This window comes from Escherichia sp. E1130 (assembly GCF_005781065.1).
Taxonomy (GTDB): domain Bacteria; phylum Pseudomonadota; class Gammaproteobacteria; order Enterobacterales; family Enterobacteriaceae; genus Escherichia.
Map to the genome: position 1 here is coordinate 231451 of NZ_VATL01000004.1, position 22625 is coordinate 254075.

Annotated in this window: 25 protein-coding genes and 1 pseudogene; 11 read left to right on the forward strand and 15 right to left on the reverse strand. The window is 53.4% G+C overall.

Annotated elements, in window-relative coordinates; all coding sequences use genetic code 11:
- Positions 1 to 131 precede the first annotated feature (131 nt).
- The 6 genes and pseudogenes from FEK66_RS03870 (at position 132) to FEK66_RS25865 (ending at position 3051) form a co-directional block, all read left to right on the forward strand.
- Positions 132 to 1142 (forward strand): aldo/keto reductase, encoded by a 1011-nt coding sequence (locus tag FEK66_RS03870; RefSeq protein ID WP_000023622.1) that lies wholly within the window; start codon positions 132 to 134, stop codon positions 1140 to 1142.
- Positions 1143 to 1161: 19 nt separating this feature from the next.
- Positions 1162 to 1959, forward strand: coding sequence for an SDR family oxidoreductase (locus FEK66_RS03875; RefSeq protein WP_000762716.1), 798 nt, complete (start codon positions 1162 to 1164; stop codon positions 1957 to 1959).
- Positions 1960 to 1984: 25 nt separating this feature from the next.
- Positions 1985 to 2401 carry an SRPBCC family protein gene (locus tag FEK66_RS03880; RefSeq protein WP_001140838.1) on the forward strand — a complete coding sequence of 139 codons (417 nt, stop codon included), beginning with the start codon at positions 1985 to 1987 and terminating at the stop codon, positions 2399 to 2401.
- A gap of 157 nt (positions 2402 to 2558) precedes the next feature.
- A complete protein-coding gene (locus tag FEK66_RS03885; RefSeq protein ID WP_000848792.1) occupies positions 2559 to 2771 on the forward strand; it encodes a DUF1471 domain-containing protein in 213 nt (70 codons plus the stop codon).
- Between the two features lie 66 nt (positions 2772 to 2837).
- Positions 2838 to 2966, forward strand: a pseudogene (locus FEK66_RS03890) (hypothetical protein); the annotation flags it as partial.
- Positions 2926 to 3051 (forward strand): hypothetical protein, encoded by a 126-nt coding sequence (locus FEK66_RS25865; protein ID WP_001295413.1) that lies wholly within the window; start codon positions 2926 to 2928, stop codon positions 3049 to 3051. The pseudogene FEK66_RS03890 and the gene FEK66_RS25865, both read left to right, overlap by 41 nt.
- Positions 3052 to 3237: 186 nt before the next feature.
- Here FEK66_RS25865 and nadR read toward each other — a convergent pair whose 3' ends face one another.
- The 3 genes from nadR to serB are packed head-to-tail and all read right to left on the reverse strand — an operon-like array spanning position 3238 to position 6890.
- Positions 3238 to 4470, reverse strand: a complete 1233-nt coding sequence (gene nadR / locus FEK66_RS03895) for a multifunctional transcriptional regulator/nicotinamide-nucleotide adenylyltransferase/ribosylnicotinamide kinase NadR (RefSeq protein ID WP_130204790.1) — start codon at positions 4468 to 4470, stop codon at positions 3238 to 3240.
- Between the two features lie 20 nt (positions 4471 to 4490).
- The gene (gene radA, locus FEK66_RS03900; RefSeq protein ID WP_001029698.1) at positions 4491 to 5873 is read right to left on the reverse strand and encodes a DNA repair protein RadA; all 1383 of its coding nucleotides are present in this window, start codon (positions 5871 to 5873) and stop codon (positions 4491 to 4493) included.
- A gap of 48 nt (positions 5874 to 5921) precedes the next feature.
- Positions 5922 to 6890: a phosphoserine phosphatase gene (gene serB, locus FEK66_RS03905; RefSeq protein ID WP_130204788.1), complete on the reverse strand. Its 969-nt coding sequence runs from the start codon at positions 6888 to 6890 to the stop codon at positions 5922 to 5924.
- A 105-nt stretch (positions 6891 to 6995) separates the two neighbouring features.
- On the opposite strand from serB, the gene FEK66_RS03910 reads away from it, so the two are divergent.
- From FEK66_RS03910 to FEK66_RS03920, 3 genes are read left to right on the forward strand one after another with little or no spacing between them, the layout of a single operon-like run.
- Positions 6996 to 7640 (forward strand): YtjB family periplasmic protein, encoded by a 645-nt coding sequence (locus FEK66_RS03910; protein WP_130204786.1) that lies wholly within the window; start codon positions 6996 to 6998, stop codon positions 7638 to 7640.
- 27 nt (positions 7641 to 7667) lie between these two features.
- Positions 7668 to 8684 (forward strand): lipoate--protein ligase LplA, encoded by a 1017-nt coding sequence (gene lplA / locus FEK66_RS03915; RefSeq protein WP_130221684.1) that lies wholly within the window; start codon positions 7668 to 7670, stop codon positions 8682 to 8684.
- 31 nt (positions 8685 to 8715) lie between these two features.
- Positions 8716 to 8979 (forward strand): helix-turn-helix transcriptional regulator, encoded by a 264-nt coding sequence (locus FEK66_RS03920; RefSeq protein ID WP_135495089.1) that lies wholly within the window; start codon positions 8716 to 8718, stop codon positions 8977 to 8979.
- Positions 8980 to 9139: 160 nt separating this feature from the next.
- Here the strand turns inward: FEK66_RS03920 and deoD are convergent, their stop codons facing one another.
- The 4 genes from deoD to deoC all read right to left on the reverse strand — a co-directional run bounded on the left by deoD (position 9140) and on the right by deoC (position 13418).
- Positions 9140 to 9859, reverse strand: coding sequence for a purine-nucleoside phosphorylase (deoD, locus tag FEK66_RS03925; protein ID WP_000224878.1), 720 nt, complete (start codon positions 9857 to 9859; stop codon positions 9140 to 9142).
- 56 nt (positions 9860 to 9915) lie between these two features.
- Positions 9916 to 11139, reverse strand: coding sequence for a phosphopentomutase (deoB, locus tag FEK66_RS03930; protein WP_130204780.1), 1224 nt, complete (start codon positions 11137 to 11139; stop codon positions 9916 to 9918).
- Between the two features lie 51 nt (positions 11140 to 11190).
- The gene (gene deoA, locus FEK66_RS03935; RefSeq protein ID WP_000477811.1) at positions 11191 to 12513 is read right to left on the reverse strand and encodes a thymidine phosphorylase; all 1323 of its coding nucleotides are present in this window, start codon (positions 12511 to 12513) and stop codon (positions 11191 to 11193) included.
- A gap of 125 nt (positions 12514 to 12638) precedes the next feature.
- The gene (gene deoC, locus FEK66_RS03940) at positions 12639 to 13418 is read right to left on the reverse strand and encodes a deoxyribose-phosphate aldolase (protein ID WP_088544469.1); all 780 of its coding nucleotides are present in this window, start codon (positions 13416 to 13418) and stop codon (positions 12639 to 12641) included.
- 257 nt (positions 13419 to 13675) lie between these two features.
- Here deoC and FEK66_RS03945 point away from each other — a divergent pair, with 257 nt between their 5' ends.
- The gene (locus tag FEK66_RS03945; RefSeq protein WP_135490755.1) at positions 13676 to 15226 is read left to right on the forward strand and encodes a YjjI family glycine radical enzyme; all 1551 of its coding nucleotides are present in this window, start codon (positions 13676 to 13678) and stop codon (positions 15224 to 15226) included.
- Positions 15198 to 16061 carry a YjjW family glycine radical enzyme activase gene (locus tag FEK66_RS03950; RefSeq protein ID WP_131161278.1) on the forward strand — a complete coding sequence of 288 codons (864 nt, stop codon included), beginning with the start codon at positions 15198 to 15200 and terminating at the stop codon, positions 16059 to 16061. The genes FEK66_RS03945 and FEK66_RS03950 overlap by 29 nt, the downstream gene beginning before the upstream one ends.
- A gap of 45 nt (positions 16062 to 16106) precedes the next feature.
- On the opposite strand, the gene FEK66_RS03955 is transcribed toward FEK66_RS03950, so the two are convergent.
- The 8 genes from FEK66_RS03955 to holD all read right to left on the reverse strand — a co-directional run bounded on the left by FEK66_RS03955 (position 16107) and on the right by holD (position 22576).
- Complete coding sequence (locus FEK66_RS03955; RefSeq protein WP_130204774.1) at positions 16107 to 16889, reverse strand: metal-dependent hydrolase; 783 nt, start codon at positions 16887 to 16889, stop codon at positions 16107 to 16109.
- A complete protein-coding gene (locus FEK66_RS03960) occupies positions 16886 to 17959 on the reverse strand; it encodes a patatin family protein (RefSeq protein WP_138211413.1) in 1074 nt (357 codons plus the stop codon). Before FEK66_RS03960 ends, FEK66_RS03955 begins: the two co-directional genes overlap by 4 nt.
- Before the next feature lie 121 nt (positions 17960 to 18080).
- A complete protein-coding gene (locus tag FEK66_RS03965) occupies positions 18081 to 18242 on the reverse strand; it encodes a DUF1328 family protein (RefSeq protein ID WP_000490275.1) in 162 nt (53 codons plus the stop codon).
- 126 nt (positions 18243 to 18368) lie between these two features.
- Positions 18369 to 18974 carry a molecular chaperone OsmY gene (gene osmY / locus FEK66_RS03970; RefSeq protein WP_112035949.1) on the reverse strand — a complete coding sequence of 202 codons (606 nt, stop codon included), beginning with the start codon at positions 18972 to 18974 and terminating at the stop codon, positions 18369 to 18371.
- Between the two features lie 401 nt (positions 18975 to 19375).
- On the reverse strand, positions 19376 to 20965 hold the full coding sequence (prfC, locus tag FEK66_RS03975) for a peptide chain release factor 3 (protein ID WP_000175943.1): 1590 nt from the start codon (positions 20963 to 20965) through the stop codon (positions 19376 to 19378).
- Positions 20966 to 21055: 90 nt separating this feature from the next.
- A complete protein-coding gene (gene yjjG / locus FEK66_RS03980; protein WP_000870705.1) occupies positions 21056 to 21733 on the reverse strand; it encodes a pyrimidine 5'-nucleotidase in 678 nt (225 codons plus the stop codon).
- 14 nt (positions 21734 to 21747) lie between these two features.
- A complete protein-coding gene (gene rimI / locus FEK66_RS03985) occupies positions 21748 to 22194 on the reverse strand; it encodes a ribosomal protein S18-alanine N-acetyltransferase (protein WP_135495090.1) in 447 nt (148 codons plus the stop codon).
- Complete coding sequence (gene holD, locus FEK66_RS03990; protein ID WP_130204768.1) at positions 22163 to 22576, reverse strand: DNA polymerase III subunit psi; 414 nt, start codon at positions 22574 to 22576, stop codon at positions 22163 to 22165. The genes rimI and holD overlap by 32 nt, the downstream gene beginning before the upstream one ends.
- Positions 22577 to 22625: the final 49 nt, after the last annotated feature.

Here is a 22625-nt window from a genome sequence, read left to right on the forward strand (position 1 = left end):
TAGACCTCAAAGGACTTAAGTCAGACGAATTATGTCCTATCAAGTCACAACATCGCAAGGTATTGTGATCCACGTCACAGGGCGATAGCAAAAAAACGCCCTAACACAAACCGAATAATTGAGGACATCTTATGAGCATTAAAAATTTACTCCCCGGCAAAATTGGCTTAGGCGGCGCACCACTTGGCAACATGTTCCGTGCCATTCCGGAAGAAGAGGCCCACGCCACCGTGAGCGAAGCCTGGAACCTGGGTGTGCGTTACTTTGATACCGCGCCGCTGTACGGCTCTGGCCTTTCTGAAATCCGCATGGGTGAAGCGCTGTCTCAGTATCCACGCGATGAATACGTTCTGAGTAGCAAAGTCGGTCGCATCATGCTGGACGAAATGGAAGATCCGGCAAAACGGGATTTCGGTGAAAAAGGTGGCCTGTTCGAACACGGCCTGAAAAACAAAATTCTGAATGACTACTCTGCTGACGCCACGCTGCGATCGATTGAAGACAGCCTGAAACGCCTGAAAACAGACCGTCTGGACATTGTCTGGATCCACGACCCGGCGCAGGACTTCTACGGTGACAGCTGGCTGGAGCAGTTCAACATTGCCCGTACCGGTGCATTTCGTGCGCTGACGCGTTTGCGTGACGAAGGTGTGATTAAAGCCTGGGGACTGGGTGTGAACCGCGTCGAACCTTGCGAACTGACGCTGGCGCTGGACGAACCGAAGCCGGATGCGTTCCTGCTGGCGGGGCGTTATTCCCTGCTGGATCACGAACGTGCGCTGCAACGCCTGATGCCAGAAGCACTGGAACAGAACGTGGATATCGTTGTGGGCGGTCCATACAGCTCTGGCGTACTGGCAGGCGGCGAGCACTTTGAATATCAGAAAGCCTCTGCGGCCATCCAGCAGAAAGTGGCGCAAATTAACGCCATTGCCACACGTTTCAATGTGAACGTTAAAGCGGCTGCGCTGCAGTTCGCGCTGGCAAACCCGGCCGTTGCAGCGGTTATTCCTGGCTCCAGCCGTCCTGGCCGTATGGCAGAAGATCTGGCTGCACTGAATGCGCCTGTTCCGGCTGAATTCTGGGCAGAAATGCGCCGTCAAAATCTGGTTGCGGAAAACGCTCCGCTGCCGACCCGTTAATCAACCTGGTGAGAAAACGATGAAACTGGATCTGACAGGTAAAGTCGCGGTGGTCAGCGGCTCAACCTCCGGCATTGGGCAGGGTATCGCCGCCGGACTGGCAAAAGCAGGCGCAACGGTGGTTGTCGTCGGCCGTAAACAGAGCGGCGTTGATGACGCCATGGCTGCGATTGCGGCACAAACTCCCACAGCGTCACTGCGCGGCGTGGTGGCGGATCTCAGCACCGAAGACGGCGTGGCTGCGCTGATCGCTGCAGTCCCAACGGCTGATGTGCTGGTCAATAATCTGGGCATTTTTAACGATAAAGATTTCTTTAGCGTTCCGGATGATGAGTGGATGCACTTCTATAACGTCAACGTCCTCTCCGGCGTTCGTCTGGCGCGTCACTATGCGCCAGGCATGACGGAACAGGGCTGGGGGCGGATTATCTTTGTCTCGTCCGAATCCGGCGTGGCAATCCCTGGCGACATGATCAACTACGGCGTCACCAAAGCCGCGAATCTGGCGGTTTCTCATGGTCTGGCGAAACGACTGGCGGGGACCGGTGTGACCGTCAACGCCATTCTGCCAGGGCCAACCTTTACCGATGGCCTGAAAGAGATGCTGGCGGATGCCGCTGCACAATCGGGACGCAGTGCGCGTGAACAGGCCGATGAGTTTGTTAAAACCTCGCGTCCGAGTTCCATCATCCAGCGTGCGGCAGATGTGGAAGAAGTGGCGAATCTGGCGGTTTATCTCGCGTCACCGCTTTCCTCGGCAACCACAGGGGCAGCCTTGCGCGTCGATGGCGGCGTCGTCGACACCCTGACAATGTAACCCTATAAATTAAGAGAAAATTATCATGGCTAAAACAACTGTATCGATCGAAATTCCGGCTTCTGCCGACGCCGTATGGCAATTGATGGGCGGCTTTGATGCGCTGCCAGACTGGCTGCCGTTCATCCCGAAAAGCGTAGTGACAGAAGGCGGTCGCGTTCGTTCGCTGACAACCTCTGACGGCGGCACTGTGGTTGAACGTCTGGAAGCGTTTGATAACCGTCAACGCAGTTATACCTATTCCATTATTCAGGCACCGTTCCCGGTGGTGGATTACCTCTCCACCATTACCGTTCATGAAACCGCCGACAGCCAGGTTTCCCGTGTGGAATGGTTCGGTGAATTCACCCCGGTGAATGTGACGAACGAAGAGGCCGAGGCGCTGTTTACCGGCATCTATCGGGATGGTCTCAAGGCGCTAAAGGACAACTTTGTTGCCTGATGCGATCGACAGGCGTCGGAACGTCCGGCGTCTGATTATTAACAAAAACAGAATAGTCTATTGCCATTTGTATCATTTATGTTATCAGGCAGCAGGCGTATTCTCTCCCCATCGCGTTAATAAACGCCAAACAATTAAGACACTCTGGAATATAAACATGAAAACGATCATCGCAATTTTTACGGCTTCTCTTTTCTCTGTCGCGGCGTTTAACGCATCGGCGCAAAGCGTGACAGCAACCGGTACAACACTGGATTCCGCTGAAGCGGTTATTGCGCAGAAAGCGAAAGAGATGAACGCCTCTGAATACAAAATTACCAGCGCTCGCATGGGCAATACCGTCACCATGAGTGCCGAACTGTATAAATAATCGCGCGAGGAACCCATTACGTAATTTGCTAAATATGCGCTGAATGCGTTGCCATGAAAAAACCGTATTGTACTGCCACCGATGACGCGTTCCCGCGCCGGTGCGGGTGACGTTGCGATTGACATGATGGCGGAGTATTACGCGCAGCGCGCCAGTGCTGGACTTATCATCTGCGAAGGTACGCAAATCAGCAGAAGCGCTGCGCATAATTTTCCACGGCACGCTGATTTACTCCGGTAAATACACCAAAGCGCGCGCCGAAGCGAACTGTCAGATTTGATTGCATTCTGGCTACGCAACCGGTCGGTTGGAGTATGAAGTTGCTCACGAATAGCCTTAGCATCCGCAATTTCGTAGCGGGTCACCCGTACAGGTTCTTTCTAATCTCGACAGTCTCTTCCAGAGAGGTTTTCAACTCATCAAAAAAACTCATTTTATACCTCGCCTTTGAGCAGTTTCGTCACGGTTATCCCTGCTCCCCCATCATCTCCCGCACCAGCTCCACGCAGCGCAGGAAACGGCTGTCGTAATCGTCCTCTTCAACCCGCACGAATTCGATATTGTTCTCTTCCAGCATCTCCACCAGCAAGTTCTGGAACTCTTTGCGATCCACCGAACTACCGAGGCTGCGTAAACCATCCGCCACCCACGGAGTGTTGTTCTCCAGCAGGATCACCAGATCAAAACGGTATTCATCGATCAGCGCCTGCACGAACGGATGCTCGCGTCCTTCGTACTTTTTGCAGAACGCCTGAGTAGTCACAAAATCAGTGTCGATAAACGCCACTTTATTGGCATATTTTACTGCAAAATCAATATATTGTGCGTGTCCCAGCGCGATTTTATCGTAGTCGGAATACTGTAATGCAATCTCATCGCCGCCAAGATGCGAAAAGACATAATCACGACCAAATTCCCACGCACTGGTGGTGTTGAAGATATTGGCGAGTTTGTTTACCAGGGTGGATTTACCGCTCGACTCGCCGCCGAGGATCGCCACGGTGCGCACAAAAAACGGCTTCACTTCGGTAGGAATATATTCCCAGTAGCGGAACGGGTTTTCGCGGATCTGCGCACCGCTGATACTCATAAAGGTGCGTTTCGGATCGACCAGCACTGTTTCGATCCCCAGATGTTCCATATACTGCGGCGCGTCGGCTTCTTCCGAGGTATAGATCAGATCCGGCTGGATCCCCTTTTCAGCCATAAACTTTTTGATGCCGTTGCTCCACACATCCCAGCCGTGCGGATACGGCTCCATGCCCTCTTCGTTAAAGGCATGAATACGAATGTTTTTTTGATACTTAAAGGTTTGCAATAACCAGCGTAGACGATCCGGCACGGTCGGCTGCTGCGACATGGCACTGTCTTCGAACAACGCGCGGTCACGGGTATCGTCAAAGCCCATAATGATATGCAGCTCGTCAACCTGGCTACAGGCGCGCTGGATAAGGTAGATATGTCCGGTATGCAGTGGGTAGAACTTACCGAATACAACGCCGATCGTTTTCTTCTGCCGTGGAAACTCAAGCCCCAAAAAACGGTGCAACGCCTCCAGCTTTTGCGCGCTGGGGCTTTTGATTTTGGCATTCAGTAACTGGCTTAAATACCCTTTGGTCATACCGCTGGCATCAGCTACCTGCTGTAGCGTGCAGCCCTGTTGCTTGATGGCAGTTTTCAGGTAATCAAATGACGACATATCTCCCTCCGTATCTCTCATTATAAGTCGTCGAACACGCTAAGCGCGTCGGAGAGTTTTTTAACGCCAAAAATCTGCATCCCTTCCGGCGCTTTTTTCGGTACGTTAGCCGCCGGAACAATCGCCCGCCGAAAACCGTGTTTCGCCGCTTCTGAGATTCGTTCCTGGCCGCTGGGCACCGGGCGGATCTCCCCTGCCAGCCCGACTTCACCAAATACCACCAGATCCTGCGGTAGCGGTCTGTCACGCAGGCTGGAAACCATCGCCAGCAGTAACGCTAAGTCGGCGCTGGTCTCTGTTACCTTCACGCCGCCGACCACGTTCACAAATACATCCTGATCGGCCATTTGCAACCCACCATGACGGTGCAACACAGCCAGCAGGATTGCCAGACGGTTTTGCTCCAGACCTACTGCCACGCGGCGTGGATTCGCCATCATCGAGTGATCGACCAGCGCCTGAATCTCCACCAGCAGTGGACGCGTTCCTTCCCATACCACCATCACTGAACTACCAGAGGTCACTTCATCGCCACGGCTTAAAAAGATGGCTGAAGGGTTGCTGACTTCACGCAGCCCCTGTTCGGTCATCGCAAATACGCCCAGCTCATTCACCGCGCCGAAGCGGTTTTTATGGCTGCGCAAGGTGCGAAAACGGGAGTCGGCATCGCCGTCCAGAAGCACCGAACAGTCGATACAGTGTTCCAGCACTTTAGGGCCAGCCAGCGAACCATCTTTGGTTACGTGCCCCACCATGACAATCGCCACACCGCGCGTTTTGGCGAAGCGCGTCAGATAAGCCGCTGTTTCACGCACCTGCGCCACGCTGCCTGGCGATGACTGAACATCCGCCATATGCATCACCTGGATCGAGTCAATCACCATCAGCTTCGGTTGCTCTTCTTCGGCAATCAGGCAGATCTGCTCGATGCTGGTTTCCGACAACATATTGAGATTGTCGGTCGGCAGGCCAAGGCGATGAGCGCGCATTGCCACCTGTTGCAGCGACTCTTCGCCAGTGACATACAGCGTTTTCATCTGCTGCGCCAGTTTGCACAGCGTTTGCAGTAGCAGCGTGGATTTCCCGGCACCTGGGTTACCACCAATCAGAATGGCGCTTCCCGGCACAACGCCGCCGCCTAATACGCGGTCGAACTCTTTAAATCCGGTGGAAAAACGCGGCAGCTCTTCAAGGCTGATATCGGAGAGTTTCTGGACTTTAGCCACTCCGGCGCTACCGGCATAGCCACTCAGACGCTCGTTACGCGCCACCGTTGGCGACGCAGCAAGACGCACCTCGGTGATGGTGTTCCAGGCATGACAGGCGCTGCACTGCCCCTGCCAGCGCGGATAATCGGCCCCGCATTCATTACAAACAAAGGCGCGTTTTGGAGCTTTTGCCACGGTGTACCTCGTTAATGCTGTGCCGCCCGCAGGATGACGGGCGGGCAATTACTTCTGATTCAGGCTGCCAGAGAGGATGCAGAATACCCCCATCAAGTCAGCGTGACGGATGGTGACTTCCGTCTTTTCATTCACTTTTGGCTTGGCATGGTAGGCAATCCCCAGCCCTGCCGCTTTGATCATCGGCAGGTCGTTGGCACCATCGCCAATCGCCACGGTTTGCGCCAGCGGAATATCATACTCCTGCGCCAGCCGGGTCAGGGTTTTCGCTTTGTACTGCGCGTCCACAATGTCGCCGATCACATTGCCGGTAAATTTACCGTCCATGATCTCCAGTTCATTGGCTACCACGGCGGTTAATCGCAGCTTGTCGCGCAGGTATTCAGCAAAGAAGGTAAAGCCGCCGGAGGCAATCGCCACTTTCCAGCCCAGCGTTTCTAGCTTCAGCACCAGTTGCGTTAAGCCTGGCATCAGCGGCAGATTTTCACGCACCTGTTGCAGAATATTGGCGTCAGCGCCTTTCAGCGTCGCCACGCGGCTACGCAGGCTAGCGGTAAAATCGAGTTCGCCGCGCATCGCCCGTTCGGTCACTTCCGCCACCATCTCGCCCGTTCCGGCTAGTTTGGCAATTTCATCAATACATTCTATCTGGATGGCGGTGGAGTCCATGTCCATCACCAGCAAACCCGGCGTGCGCAGGTGCGGGATTTTCCCCAGCGGCGCGACATCTAGCTGCGCCTCGTGGGCCAGGCGCGTAGCCCGGGCGGTGAGTGAACCTGCCAGACGAATCACCTGATAATCTTCCACGCACCAGGCGGCAACAATCACCATTGCCGCGCCCAGTTTGCTTTGGTACTGGGTCAGACGTTGTTTATCCAGCCCACGACCATACAGCAGCCAGCCGCTACGACCTGCGTGGTAATCCAGTGGCATCACTTCATCACCACTTAATGAAAGAGGCAGACCCGGCCATAAAGAGACATCTTCAGGCAGGTCGCACCAGGTAATGTTAGGCATTAAGGCTCCTGTAAAATCGTTCGAAGCAGGGAAAATAACGCATGAGGCTACCTTGTATCCATTGCTTCTGGCAACATTAAGTCTCAAATTTTCAACGGGTGGAATATGGCTCGCACAAAACTAAAATTCCGGCTGCATCGGGCAGTGATTGTCCTGTTCTGTCTCGCGTTGTTAGTCGCACTAATGCAGGGAGCATCATGGTTTAGTCAAAACCACCAGCGACAGCGTAATCCACAGCTGGAAGAACTGGCCCGTACCCTGGCGCATCAGGTAACCCTGAACGTTGCGCCGCTGATGCGTACCAACTCACCTGATGAAAAACGCATTCGGGCGATCCTCGATCAGTTGACGGACGAAAGTCGCATCCTCGACGCGGGTGTGTATGACGAACAAGGCGATCTTATCGCCCGCGCAGGCGAAAGCGTCGAGGTGCGCGACCGACTGGCGCTCGACGGTAAAAAAGCAGGTGGCTATTTTAACCAGCAGATTGTCGAACCGATTAAGGGGAAAAATGGACCGCTCGGCTATCTGCGCCTCACGCTCGATACCCATACGCTCGCCACCGAAGCCAAACAGGTGGATAACACCACCAATATTCTACGCCTGATGCTGCTGCTCTCGCTGGCAATCGGTGTGGTGCTAACTCGCACACTGTTGCAGGGTAAACGTACCCGCTGGCAGCAATCGCCCTTCCTGTTAACCGCCAGCAAACCGGTACCGGAAGAGGAAGAAAGCGAGAAAAAAGAGTGACCCATTACTACAAGAAAGGAAATCGTTATGTCCACATTACGCCTGCTCATCTCTGACTCTTACGATCCGTGGTTTAACCTGGCGGTGGAAGAGTGTATTTTTCGCCAGATGCCCGCCACGCAGCGCGTTCTGTTTCTCTGGCGCAATGCCGACACGGTAGTGATTGGTCGTGCGCAAAACCCGTGGAAAGAGTGTAATACCCGACGGATGGAAGAAGATAACGTCCGCCTGGCACGGCGCAGCAGCGGTGGCGGCGCGGTGTTCCACGATCTCGGCAATACCTGTTTTACGTTTATGGCTGGCAAACCGGAGTACGATAAAACCATCTCCACGGAGATTGTGCTTAATGCGCTGAACGCGCTCGGCGTCACCGCAGAAGCTTCTGGGCGCAACGATCTGGTGGTCAAAACCGCCGAAGGCGACCGCAAAGTCTCTGGCTCGGCCTATCGCGAAACCAAGGATCGCGGTTTCCACCACGGCACCTTGCTGCTCAATGCCGACCTCAGCCGCCTGGCAAACTATCTCAATCCGGATAAAAAGAAACTGGCGGCGAAAGGCATTACTTCAGTACGTTCCCGCGTGACCAATCTGACCGAGCTGCTACCGGGAATTACCCATGAGCAGGTTTGCGAGGCCATAACCGAGGCCTTTTTCGCCCATTATGGCGAGCGCACAGAAGCGGAAATCATCTCCCCGGACAAAACGCCAGACTTGCCGAACTTCGCCGAAACCTTTGCCCGCCAGAGTAGCTGGGAGTGGAACTTCGGTCAGGCTCCGGCGTTCTCGCATCTGCTGGACGAACGCTTTACCTGGGGCGGCGTAGAACTGCATTTCGACGTTGAAAAAGGCCATATCACCCGCGCCCAGGTGTTTACCGACAGCCTTAACCCCGCGCCGCTGGAAGCTCTCGCTGGGCGGCTGCAAGGCTGTCTTTACCGCGCGGATATGCTGCAACAGGAGTGCGAAGCGCTGCTGGTCGACTTCCCTGAACAGGAAAAAGAGCTACGGGAGTTGTCGGCGTGGATAGCGGGGGCGGTACGGTAACTCGCTCATTAAAATATCCAGGGAAGGAAATATGATCGATCTGGAGAACCAGGAACGGGAGATTATCAATTTAATGTTCAGCCAGGGTATATCCTGGCTAGCCGCCGTGCGTATCAGGCATAAATTATCGCTTGCTGAAGTAAGTAAAATGTTAGGTATCTCGATTAATTCTCTAAAACGGATCGAAAAGACGGAACGGCTTAGCTCAAATATCAAATGCAAAATGGCAGGAATTTATGGTTGTCCGCCAGAGTTGCTGATATGCCCTTACTGGATGACGGTTGAACATAAATGAATAGATTCGTGAATAGATACTTGAATGGATTTGATTTCCTATCCATATGAAAAATAATAGTAAATCTATAAATCAGTTGCTATTGATGAATAGATACTAAAAAGCCGGAGCAGTCTCCCGCTCCGGCTTAACACGACAATCGCCTTTCAGCGAAACACAATTACTCTTTATCGCCCAGCAGAACGGATTCCAGTGCGATTTTGATCATGTCGTTGAAGGTGGTCTGACGCTCTTCAGCAGTGGTCTGCTCGTGAGTACGGATATGGTCAGACACGGTGCAGATAGCCAGTGCTTTCGCACCAAACTCTGCAGCCACGCCGTAGATACCAGCCGCTTCCATTTCTACGCCGAGGATGCCGTATTTTTCCATCACGTCGAACATTTCGCCGTCCGGAGAGTAGAACAGGTCAGCGGAGAACAGGTTACCAACGCGCGCATCAACGCCCAGTGCTTTAGCTGCATCTACTGCGTTACGCACCATGTCGAAGTCAGCGATAGCCGCGAAGTCATGATCTTTAAAACGGATGCGGTTAACTTTGGAATCGGTGCAGGCACCCATACCGATAACAACGTCACGCAGTTTTACGTGCGGCAGAACAGCGCCACAGGAACCTACGCGGATAATTTTCTTCACGCCGAAATCGGTGATCAGTTCTTTGGTGTAGATGGAGCAGGACGGGATACCCATACCGTGACCCATTACGGAAATTTTGCGGCCTTTGTAAGTACCGGTGAAGCCCAGCATACCGCGAACGTTGTTCACTTCACGGGCATCTTCAAGGAAAGTTTCAGCAATATACTTCGCACGCAGCGGGTCGCCAGGCATCAAAACTACGTCAGCGAAATCGCCCATTTCTGCATTAATGTGTGGGGTAGCCATCGTTTTATCCTTTTTGTGACATAACAAAGGCGGAGTCAACGCTCCGCCCAAATCCATCAGAACATGGCTTTGCCATATTCCATATCAGAAGTACCAAAATATTTTGCCAGAGTCTGGCCGATATCCGCGAAGGTTTCGCGGTGACCCAGCGAACCCGGTTTTACTTTCGGGCCGTAAACCAGTACCGGAATGTGTTCACGGGTATGGTCAGTACCGGTCCAGGTCGGATCACAACCGTGATCAGCGGTGAGGATCAGGATGTCGTCATCGCGCAGCAGAGACATCAGTTCCGGCAGACGGCGGTCGAACAGTTCCAGACCCGCAGCATAGCCTGCGACATCGCGACGGTGGCCCCAGGAAGAGTCGAAGTCAACAAAGTTAGTGAAGACAATGGTGTTATCACCCGCTTCCTTCATCTCTTTGATAGTGGCGTCAAACAGCGCGTCCAGGCCGGTCGCTTTCACTTTTTTGGTGATACCGCAGTTGGCGTAGATGTCTGCAATTTTACCGACAGAAACCACCTGGCCGTGTTTTTCATCAACCAGTTTTTGCAATACGGTCGGTGCTGGCGGTTCAACGGCCAGGTCGTGACGGTTACCGGTACGCTGGAAGTTACCGGCTTTGTCGCCGATAAACGGACGAGCGATAACACGACCGATGTTGTAGCCGCCGTTGGTCAGCTCTTCACGGGCGATTTCACACAGTTCGTAGAGTTTATCCAGACCGAAAGTTTCTTCATGGCAGGCAATCTGGAACACGGAGTCAGCGGAGGTATAGAAAATCGGCTTGCCGGTTTTCATGTGCTCTTCGCCCAGTTGATCCAGGATGACCGTACCGGAAGAGTGGCAGTTACCGAGGTAACCTGGCAGGTTAGCGCGTTCAACCAGTTTATCCAGCAGCTCTTGCGGGAAGCTGTTTTCGTGATCGGAGAAGTATCCCCACTCAAACAGAACCGGGACACCGGCGATTTCCCAGTGACCGGACGGGGTATCTTTACCGGATGACATTTCGTGCGCCCATGCGTACGCGCCGATAACTTCAGCGTTGCCGTCCATTCCTGCCGGAATGAAACCGGTAGAACCTTCATGTGCTTTCGCCAGCCCCAGACGGGTCAGATTTGGCAGATTGAGCGGGCCTTTACGACCTTTATCAGCTTCGCCTTTGGCGCAAGCTTCTGCGATATGACCCAGGGTGTCAGCCCCGACGTCACCAAAGCGTTCTGCATCTTCTGTAGCGCCGATGCCGAATGAGTCCAGCACCATAATAAATGCACGTTTCATATGTTCTCCGTACTCAGTGCTTCAAATTTAAATGATCAGATCAGTATACCGTTATTCGCTGATACGACGATAGACAGTTGGTGTGCTTTCCGGTGCTTTATCGGCAAGTTTAATTGCCGCTTTCACCGCTTTCGCCGCTTCCTGCCAGCTGTTTTCGTCTTTCGCGTGGATAACCGCCAGCGGACGCTGACCGTCTACCTGGTCGCCCAGACGCGCCATATCAGTAAAGCCGACGCTGTAATCGATGGTGTCAGATGCCTGACGGCGACCGCCGCCCATCGCAACCACTGCCATTCCCAGCGCACGGGTATCCATTTCACTGACAAAACCTTCGGTATCAGCATAGACTGCTTTCGTCAGCATCGCTGTCGGCAGATACTTCGCGTAGTTCTCAACGAAGTCGGTCGGGCCTTTTTGTGCTGCCACCATACGACCAAAGACTTCTGCCGCTTTACCGTTGTCCAGCACCGCCTGCAATTTTGCGCGCGCTTCGGCGTCATCTTTCGCCAGTTTACCGGAGATAAGCATCTCCACGCACAGCGCCATCGTGACATCAAACAGACGCGGGTTACGATACTCACCCGTCAGGAACTGCACCGCTTCACGTACTTCAACCGCGTTACCTGCACTGGAGGCCAATACCTGATTCATGTCGGTGAGCAGCGCGGTGGTGCGCACGCCAGCGCCGTTAGCCACGCCAACAATCGCTTCGGCAAGGGCTTCAGAGAGTTCGTAGGTCGGCATAAACGCGCCGCTACCCACTTTCACGTCCATCACCAGCGCGTCCAGACCTTCCGCCAGTTTCTTCGCCAGGATCGAGGCGGTGATCAGCGGGATGGAGTCCACGGTTGCGGTAATATCGCGGGTCGCGTAGAAACGTTTATCCGCCGGAGCCAGTGAGCTGGTCTGGCCGATAATCGCCACACCGACGTCTTTAATGATTTCGCGGAAACGGTTGTCATCCGGGAAGATGTCGAAGCCAGGGATGGATTCCAGTTTGTCGAGCGTGCCGCCAGTATGACCGAGGCCGCGACCGGAGATCATCGGAATGTAACCGCCGCAGGCTGCGACCATTGGCCCTAACATCAACGAAGTGACATCGCCGACGCCACCGGTGGAATGTTTATCAACAATCGGGCCATTCAGATGCAGGCTTTTCCAGTCGAGAACGGTTCCTGAATCTCGCATCGCCATGGTCAGCGAGACACGCTCCGGCATCGTCATATCGTGGAAGAAAATGGTCATCGCGAGGGCGGCAATCTGCCCTTCGGAGATAGTGTTGTCGCGAATGCCGTTGATAAAGAAACGAATTTCTTCATCGCTCAGCGCATGACCATCACGTTTTTTACGAATAATTTCTTGTGCGAGAAACAAGGTAACCTCCCGTGGAAAAGAGTATGAGGCGGCTTTTGCCGGATGCGTCTACGCCTTATCCGGCCTACGGGTGATACGTCTCGTAGGCCGGATAAGCGCAGCGCATCAGGCGCAAAGCATCTTACTTAGTAGCTGCTGGCGCTCTTACCGTCGCCGTGGCCCAGCGCTTTCAGCAGGCTTGCCAGCAGGCTGGAAGCGCCAAAGCGGTAGTGACGCGCATCTGCCCAGTCAGCACCGAACAGTTCATCTGCGATGGCGAGATATTTCTGCGCATCTTCCGCAGTACGCACGCCACCCGCCGGTTTGAAACCAACGGTTTTCTCTACGCCCATATCACGGATCACTTCCATCATGATGCGCGCGCTTTCCGGCGTCGCATTCACTGCCACTTTACCGGTAGAGGTTTTGATGAAGTCGGCACCCGCTTTGATGGAGATTTCCGACGCTTTGCGGATCAGCGCTTCGTCTTTCAGTTCGCCGGTTTCGATGATCACTTTCAGCAGTACATTCGCTGCCGCGCAAGCCTCTTTACAGGCTTTCACCAGATCAAAACCAACTTGCTCGTTGCCCGCCATCAGCGCACGGTACGGGAACACCACGTCAACTTCATCAGCACCGTAGGCGATTGCCGCACGGGTTTCTGCCAGCGCAATTTCAATGTCATCATTACCGTGTGGGAAGTTGGTTACCGTAGCAATACGGATTTCCGGGGTGCCCTGCTCTTTCAGCGTTTTGCGAGCAATCGGGATAAAGCGAGGATAGATACAGATAGCAGCGGTATTGCCGACCGGAGTTTTGGCCTGATGACACAGGGCGATCACTTTCTCGTCGGTGTCGTCGTCATTCAGGGTGGTCAGGTCCATCAATTTCAGTGCACGCAGGCTGCTTGTTTTCAGATCAGTCATTTCATTCTCCTGGCTTGTCGCCAATAAAATTCACCTTGCGAGTTTGTTAGTATTCTAACATCGACTCCGCAACACACTTCGATATACATCACAATTAAGAAAATCTACTTACAAATTTGCATTACGGTAATGCGATCTGGTTCAAATAATTCACTTTCAAATGAATGCACCGATGGTGACAAACGCATCAGGATCAAAGTGAACATCACGAAACTTCTTACAATGGCGCATCACCTTTGGCATAAAAGGAAAAGAAGATGCCCACTTCTCACGAGATTGCACTGCAACAACGTTGCCAGCAAATTGTCACAAGCCCGGTGCTTAGTCCGGAGCAGAAACGCCATTTTCTGGCGCTGGAAGCAGAAAACAATCTGCCTTATCCGCAGCTGCCTGCCGAAGCCCGCCGCGCGCTGGATGAAGGCGTAATCTGCGATATGTTTGAAGGTCATGCGCCGTACAAACCGCGCTATGTCTTACCCGATTACGCCCGTTTTCTGGCGAACGGTTCCGAATGGCTGGAGCTGGAAGGCGCGAAAGATCTTGATGACGCGCTCTCTCTGTTGACCATTCTTTATCATCATGTCCCTTCGGTCACATCGATGCCGGTCTACCTGGGGCAGCTGGATGCGTTGTTGCAACCGTATGTTAGAATTCTAACACAAGACGAGATCGACATTCGAATAAAACGTTTCTGGCGTTACCTCGACAGAACCCTGCCAGATGCCTTTATGCACGCCAATATCGGCCCGTCTGACTCGCCTATTACCCGAGCGATTTTACGCGCAGACGCGGAGCTGAAGCAGGTTTCACCGAACCTGACCTTTATCTACGATCCTGAAATTACCCCTGATGACCTGCTGCTGGAAGTGGCGAAAAACATCTGTGAATGTAGCAAACCGCACATCGCCAACGGTCCGGTGCATGATAAAATTTTCACAAAAGGGGGCTACGGGATTGTGAGCTGTTACAACTCACTGCCGCTGGCGGGGGGTGGCAGCACGCTGGTGCGCCTTAACCTGAAAGCCATTGCCGAGCGCAGTGAATCGCTGGAAGACTTCTTTACGCGCACTCTACCGCACTACTGCCAACAGCAGATCGCCATCATCGATGCGCGGTGTGAATTCCTCTATCAACAATCACACTTCTTTGAGAATAGCTTCCTGGTGAAAGAAGGGCTGATTAACCCTGAACGTTTTGTGCCAATGTTTGGCATGTATGGGCTGGCGGAAGCGGTTAACTTGCTGTGCGAGAAAGAAGGGATTGCCGCGCGCTACGGTAAAGAAACCGCTGCAAATGAAGTGGGTTATCGCATCAGCGCGCAACTGGCGGAGTTTGTCGCCAATACCCCTGTGAAATATGGCTGGCAAAAACGCGCCATGTTGCACGCACAGTCGGGGATCAGTTCTGATATCGGCACCACGCCGGGCGCACGCTTGCCGTATGGCGATGAGCCAGATCCGATCACCCATCTGCAAACTGTCGCCCCGCATCATGCTTATTATTATTCCGGCATCAGCGACATTCTGACGCTCGATGAAACCATCAAACGTAATCCGCAGGCGCTGGTACAGCTTTGCCTCGGTGCCTTTAAAGCCGGAATGCGTGAGTTTACCGCCAATATCAGCGGTAACGATCTGGTTCGCGTTACCGGTTATATGGTGCGTTTGTCGGATTTAGAAAAATATCGCGCCGAAGGTTCACGCACCAACACCACCTGGCTGGGCGAAGAGGCCGCACGTAACACTCGTATTCTGGAACGCCAGCCGCGCGTGATAAGCCATGAACAGCAGATGCGCTTTAGTCAGTAAGATTATCCCCTTCTCCTGCGTTGACGGGCCAGGCAGTCGTCTGGCTCTGTTTTTGCAGGGCTGCAATCTGCGCTGCAAAAATTGTCACAATCCGTGGACGATGGGGCGCTGTAATGATTGCGGAGAGTGCGTGCCACAGTGTCCGCATCAGGCGTTGCAGATTGTTGACGGCAAAGTGCTGTGGAACGCTATGGTCTGCGAGCAATGTGATACCTGCCTGAAGATGTGTCCGCAACATGCCACGCCAATGGCGCAATCCATGAGCGTGGACGAGGTGCTTAGCCATGTCCGCAAAGCGGTGCTGTTTATTGAAGGGATAACGGTGAGCGGCGGCGAAGCCACGACCCAGCTGCCGTTTGTGGTGGCGCTGTTTACTGCCATCAAAAACGATCCGCAACTGTGCCATCTCACCTGCCTCGTGGACAGTAACGGTATGTTGAGCGAAACCGGCTGGGAAAAATTACTCCCGGTGTGCGACGGCGCGATGCTCGATCTCAAAGCGTGGGGGAGCGCGTGCCATCAACAGCTAACCGGACGCGATAATCAGCAGATTAAGCGCAGCATCTGTTTGCTGGCAGAGCGCGGCAAGCTGGCGGAACTGCGTTTGCTGGTAATTCCAGGCCAGGTGGATTTTTTGCAACACATCGAAGAACTGGCGGCGTTTATCAAGGGGCTTGGCGATGTTCCGGTTCGCCTGAACGCGTTTCATGCCCACGGCGTGTATGGCGAGGCGCAAAGCTGGGCGAGCGCCACACCGGAAGACGTTGAGCAGTTGGCTGATGCGTTACGGGAGCGCGGGGTGAGCCGGTTGATATTTCCGGCGCTGTATTTGTGACATGCCGGATGCGGCGTGAACGCCTTATCCGACACGAAAGACAAACTACCCACATACGTTAAACACCGCATACGTGTTATTAAGCAACACTTCGGCAATCTCATCCGCAGGTTCCGGGCGTAACTCGCAAAGCACAGCAAACACACGGGCAGCCTGCTCCGGGCGGTTAGGCTGCCCCTGAAAACCGTTGAGCGGCATATCCGGCGCGTCGGTTTCCAGCAACAACGATGCCAGCGGTAATTTTGCGATGACATCGCGGGTTTTACTGGCGCGTGGATAGGTGATAGTACCGCCTACGCCAATTTTGTAGCCCAGCTGTACAAACCGTTCGGCCTGCTGCAAGCTGCCGGAAAAACCGTGAACCACGCCAGTGCACGGCAAATCGTGACGCTTAAGATGCATCGCCAGTTTGTCGTGCGTGCGCCGTGAATGAAGGATCACCGGCAGAGCGTAGCGTTTCGCCAGTTTCAGTTGTTCGTCGAGCAACCACTGCTGCCTCTCAAATTGCGGATCGTCGCCAAAGAGATCCAGGCCGATCTCCCCCACCGCTACCACCTTCGTCGGATGCCTTTCCAGCGCCTGCTGTAACTGATCCAGCGATGCATCGTTATGTTTTTCCAACATACCCGGATGCAAGCCCAATGCGGCATACAGTGGCTGATAATTTTCCGCCAGTGCCAACACGCGGGCAAAATTTGCCGCCTCGGTTGCCGGAACAATGATCTTGCCTACGCCCGCTTGTGCCGCGCGTTGCAGGCTGGCCTCTTCATCGCCGCTAAACGGCGGGAAATCAAAATGGCAGTGGGTGTCGATAAAACGGCAAATCAAGCCAGATCCTCATTGTTAAATGTCGGGTCGTTCGCCTGCGGAGCGTCGCTCACTTCGGTAACCAGCGTATCGTTGGCGACTGGCGCAGGCGGAATGACTATCGATTCCGGCGTCACCACTGGCACCAGATGGCGGGTAAGCGGCGCTTTTTCAGTTAATAGCTTGCCAACCGTGGCGAGGAAATAACGACCGCATAAACGCCCAAGTTTATAGTCTTCGCGCAGTGCCGGAAGCCGACTACCGAGCGCAATACTATGCAATGGCTTCGGCGGATAAATTTCGAATATCCGCAGCTTGCCCGGTGGTTTCTCAATAAACTGCTGAATGTCACGATAGCTGGTTTCATGATGCTGCACCAGATTGACCAGCGGCTGCAGGCTACTGTCACCCAGCCAGCGTTCCATGCGCTTGAACCACTGCGGCGTGTAGTACATTTGTGACGGCACGGTGCGGATGACGACCAACGTTTTTGCTCCCTGCCTTGCCGCCTCTTTAACCGGAATCGCATCACTGATCCCACCATCCAGGTAGTTAATGCCTTCCAGCGACACTCCGCTACGATAAAAACCAGGTATCGCACTGGAGGCGCGAATCACATCCAGCCAGTTTTGTTTGGTTGGTAAAAAGTAATTCGGCGCGTAGTCATCCTGACGACAGGCACACATATAAAAGGATTTACCGCTGTCAAACAGCCGCGCGGCGGTGTCCATTTGCAACGGCATCTGGCTTGCGGTGGCCTCCACCAGCCAGTCGAGATCGATAAGATTTCCTCCACGTACAAAGCGCACTGGATCGAAAAATTCGCGTTTTGTGGTATAGCGCATGATGACTTTGCGCGCGTAACCGGGCTGATTGCAGATATATGCCGAAAGGTTCTGCGCCCCGGCAGATGTGCCGAGATAAAGATCGAAAGGATTAAACTGCGCGCGCATAAACTCATCCAGCACACCAGCCGTGAAAATTCCACGCTGCCCGCCGCCTTCGCACACCAGAGCAATTCGTCCAGGCTGGAACGGCCTTAGCGACAACGGCGCAATATTACCAAGCGTTACAGGTATTCGCTGCCCCACCTCTGCCTTCCTGTTTTTGTTGTGAAAGACTGACAAAGTAACGCAATTTATTATTCGCTAAAACCGCAAAAGCCAGTCCGCTGGACTGGCCTTGTATAAAATTTTCTTAATAGTTTGAAATCTAGGGTCGTTTTCGGCCCATAAACAAACTCACCAGGAACAGAATAATCCCGACGACAAAGACAATTTTAGCTGCGCCTGCAGCGGTACCGGCCAGACCACCAAACCCAAGTGCGGCGGCGATTAACGCGATAACCAGAAATATGATGCCCCAACGAAACATAAGCGTCTCCTTTACCATAGTTAATGTCACCGCTTGATATGAGCGTGAAAATCACTCAATGCGATATTTTTAGTGTGGTGCACATCGCGCCTCCCGACAAAGTTCGGGAGAACGAATTACGACGAATTACTTAGTTTTCAGATCATTTTTAACGCTTTTCACACCATCTACCGCTTTGGCGATACTTTCAGCACGGTCGCTTTGTGCCTGGGAATCGACGGTACCGGAGAGCTGAACCACGCCGTCGGTGGTTTCAACTTTCACATGACGGGAAGGGACTATGTCATCCGCCAGTAGTTTGGCTTTGATTTCACTGGTGGTGGCGGTGTCACCCGCATAGCCCTTCACAGAACCTTCTTTAGCGTCGCGAACGTGCAGTTTGTCGCTGACAGAGGTCACGCCTTCAACGCCTTTCGCCACTTTCACAGCCTCTTCGGCCTGGGCCTGGCTTTCAACGAAACCACTCAGGGTCACCACTTTTTGATCGGTTTTGACAGAGATATCAGTGCTCTTGATGTTGTCATGATCCACCAGGGCCGCCTTCACTTTCGCGGTGATGGCGCTGTCATCCATGAAATTACCGACTTTATTCATAGAGCTATCGACTTTTTGCCCTGCGCTTTCATTGGTTGTCTGCGCGCTGTTTTCTGCGTAGGCAGAGCCGGTCGCGACGGCAGAGGTCAACATTACAGCCAGCAGAGTTTTCGAAATCTTCAGTCTTGTCATAGTCATCGATTTATTCCTGTATGTTTGCTCGTAATTTGAGCCAGGCAACACGAGGTTGCATTGCTGAAAGGGAGAGACTTCACCCTGTACAGAAGTCAATGGTCGCCATCACAAAAGCGATGAGTGATGAATAACGACCATTACAGCCTCTGAATCAGTTATTAATATCAATCGGATGACAGTTAACGGTTTTAAATACTGATATCTACGTATTGATCGGTATTTAAAGCCGTCAAAAATGTCATCACTTTGTTAAATATAGATCACAATTTTGAAACCGCTCGCCGTATCGACTAAAAAACGCGCAAACATAAGCAAAAGCTAATGTTTTAAGAACATTCCGCAAGCGGCTAATAAGGAAGGGAAATTGACAGGGCGCGGCGGATACCGCGCCCTGGAGGCAAGAATTAATGCTCGCGGGTCTGGTGGAACTGAACGTCCGGGTAACGCTCCTGCGCCAAGCGCAGGTTGACCATGCTGGTAGCGATGTAAGCGAGGTTGTCGCCGCCATCCAGCGCCAGTTGGCTTTCGTTCTTACGCTTGAACTCTTCGAATTTCTTCGCGTCCGCGCATTCTACCCAGCGAGCGGTGGCGACGTTGACTGACTCATACACCGCTTCGACGTTGTATTCGCTCTTCAGGCGCGATACCACCACATCAAACTGCAGCACACCAACCGCACCAACGATCAGATCGTTGTTGGAGATCGGACGGAACACCTGCACCGCGCCCTCTTCGGAAAGCTGTACCAGCCCTTTGAGCAGCTGTTTTTGCTTCAGCGGATCTTTCAGCCGGATACGACGGAACAGTTCTGGCGCGAAGTTCGGAATACCGGTGAACTTCATCATCTCGCCCTGGGTAAAGGTGTCGCCGATCTGAATGGTGCCGTGGTTGTGCAGACCAAGGATGTCGCCCGGATACGCTTCTTCAACATGCGAACGGTCGCCTGCCATAAAGGTCAGCGCGTCGGAGATCACCACATCTTTCGCGGTGCGCACCTGGCGCAGTTTCATGCCTTTTTCATATTTACCGGACACCACACGCATAAACGCCACGCGATCGCGGTGTTTCGGGTCCATGTTGGCCTGAATTTTAAATACGAAGCCGGTAAATTTATCTTCGCTCGCTTCTACGGTACGGGTATCGGTCTGACGCGGCATCGGCGCAGGCGCCCACTCCACCAGGCCATCCAGCATATGATCGACGCCGAAGTTACCCAGCGCAGTACCGAAGAATACCGGGGTGATTTCGCCCGCAAGGAACAGCTCTTTGTCAAACTCGTTAGATGCGCCTTTCACCAGTTCCAGTTCGTCACGCAGCTGCTGTGCCAGATCTTCACCAACAGCTGCGTCGAGATCCGGGTTATTCAGCCCTTTAACAATGCGGACTTCCTGAATGGTGTGGCCTTTACCGCTCTGATAGAGATAGGTTTCATCTTTATAAAGGTGGTAAACGCCTTTAAACAGCTTGCCGCAGCCAATCGGCCAGGTGATCGGTGCGCAGCCGATTTTCAGCTCGTTCTCAACTTCATCGAGCAGCTCCATCGGGTCGCGGATATCACGGTCAAGTTTGTTCATAAAGGTGAGGATCGGTGTATCGCGCAGACGGGTAACTTCCATCAACTTACGGGTACGATCTTCAACACCTTTTGCAGCGTCGATAACCATCAGGCAGCAGTCCACCGCCGTCAGGGTACGATAGGTATCTTCCGAGAAGTCTTCGTGCCCCGGGGTGTCGAGCAGGTTAACCAGGCAATCGTGATACGGAAACTGCATCACAGACGTAGTAATGGAGATCCCACGCTGCTTTTCCATCTCCATCCAGTCCGACTTAGCGTGCTGGTTGGAACCACGGCCTTTTACCGTACCGGCGGTCTGAATGGCCTGTCCGAACAGCAGCACCTTCTCGGTGATGGTAGTTTTACCGGCGTCCGGGTGAGAAATAATGGCAAAAGTGCGGCGCTTCGCCACCTCTTGCAAATAAGGAGACAACGTCATAATTCTTTCTTCTTGAGTAAGCGGCATCGCGCCGCGCTTGTTGAAAACGAAAAATTGCGGCTATTTTACCCATCAACGGGGGGGAGGCAATCAGTGTTTACACAGGAGCTGCTCCAGTTCGTGCAACGAAGAGACGGTCCAGGTGGGCGCGATGCCTTCTGGTTGCTCGCGATTGTGCGCATTCAGCCAGCAGGTCGCAAGCCCGGCGTTGATGCCACCGAGAATATCGGACTCGGCAGTGTCGCCAACCATCAGCACGCGTGAACGGTCAGGATTACCCGCCTGTTCCAGCGCATAATCGAAAATTTTCTTATTCGGTTTGGCAACGCCAACTTCTTCGGAAATCACCAGCAAATCGAAGTAATCACGCAGGCCCGTGCGTTCCAGACGCACTTGCTGCAAGGCGCTAAAACCGTTGGTGATTATGCCGATTTTGGCGTTACCACGAATGGCGTTAAGCAGGGAAACCGCGCCCGGCAGCGGCGTGCAGATTTCTGCCATCGCATTAATAAAGGCATCGTTGAGTTTACCCGGCTCGACGTTCAGCCGTTCGGCCCAACTTTCAAAACGCCCGTGCTGAAGCTGTAATGAAGTGATCGCGCCGTTTTGATAATCCACCCACAGTGGCTTGTTAACGGCCTGATAGTCCTGAAAATCCTCAGCGGTAAAGGTGACGCTGTAGTCAAGAAACATCCGCTGCAAGCCGGTGAATGAGTCAAAGGTAAACAGCGTTTCATCGGCATCAAAGAAAATCCAGTCCCACTTCATTATTCCACCTTGTCTTACATACTGATTGGCAACGCCATGATGATGGCGTCTTCGCGACCGTCCGTGGTGGGGTAGTAATTGCGGCGAATCGTCGCCTCGTTAAAGCCTAAACTTTCGTACAGGGCAATGGCGGCAGCGTTTGAGGCACGGACTTCCAGCCAGAGCGTCGCCACGCCGCGTTTTTCCAGTTCGTCGATCAGATGTTCCAGCAGCGCCCTTCCCAGCCCCTGACGCTGATACTCGGGATCGACCGCAATATTGAACAATGTAGCTTCATCCAGCACCACTTGCGTAATCGCAAACGCCGCCATTTTGCCGTTTTGCGTTAACTGAAAGTTGAGATAACGCTCGCCCTGATTGCTGGCAAACGTTTTTTCACTCCACGGAAAGGCGTGGGCGCGTTGTTCAATGTGGAAAGCCGCTGGTAAATCAGTCGTTTCGAGGGAAGAAATCGTGTTCATATGTGCAAATTTGTTGCCATAATGCGGCGCGTGCCGTTGGGTTTGCCCGTAATTCGGTGAGCGCCGGTGATGCCACCTGAGCGCCTTCCAGTGATAGCGGTTCGTCAGTACCCAACCGCCAGCTGTTGCAGCGACTGCCTTGCGGCAGCATCGCGATCCTATCTGGCGTCAGTTGCAGCACTTGATCGGGGCTGACGGTTAATGCACGCAGAACGTCGCTCACCAGTGGATCGGTCAGGGCGGGAAGATCGTTTGCCACCATCACCAGACGGACGTGTGCCGGGATCGCAATGGCAATCTCCCCCTGCAACGCGCCAGGGCGACGCAGCGACCACTGGGTAATGCCCAGTTGCTGTAACTGCCAGTCTCGTCGGGATGTCATAGCGAATCGCTCCTGTTGTCAGGGGCGCAAATATAGCAAATTCGTCGAT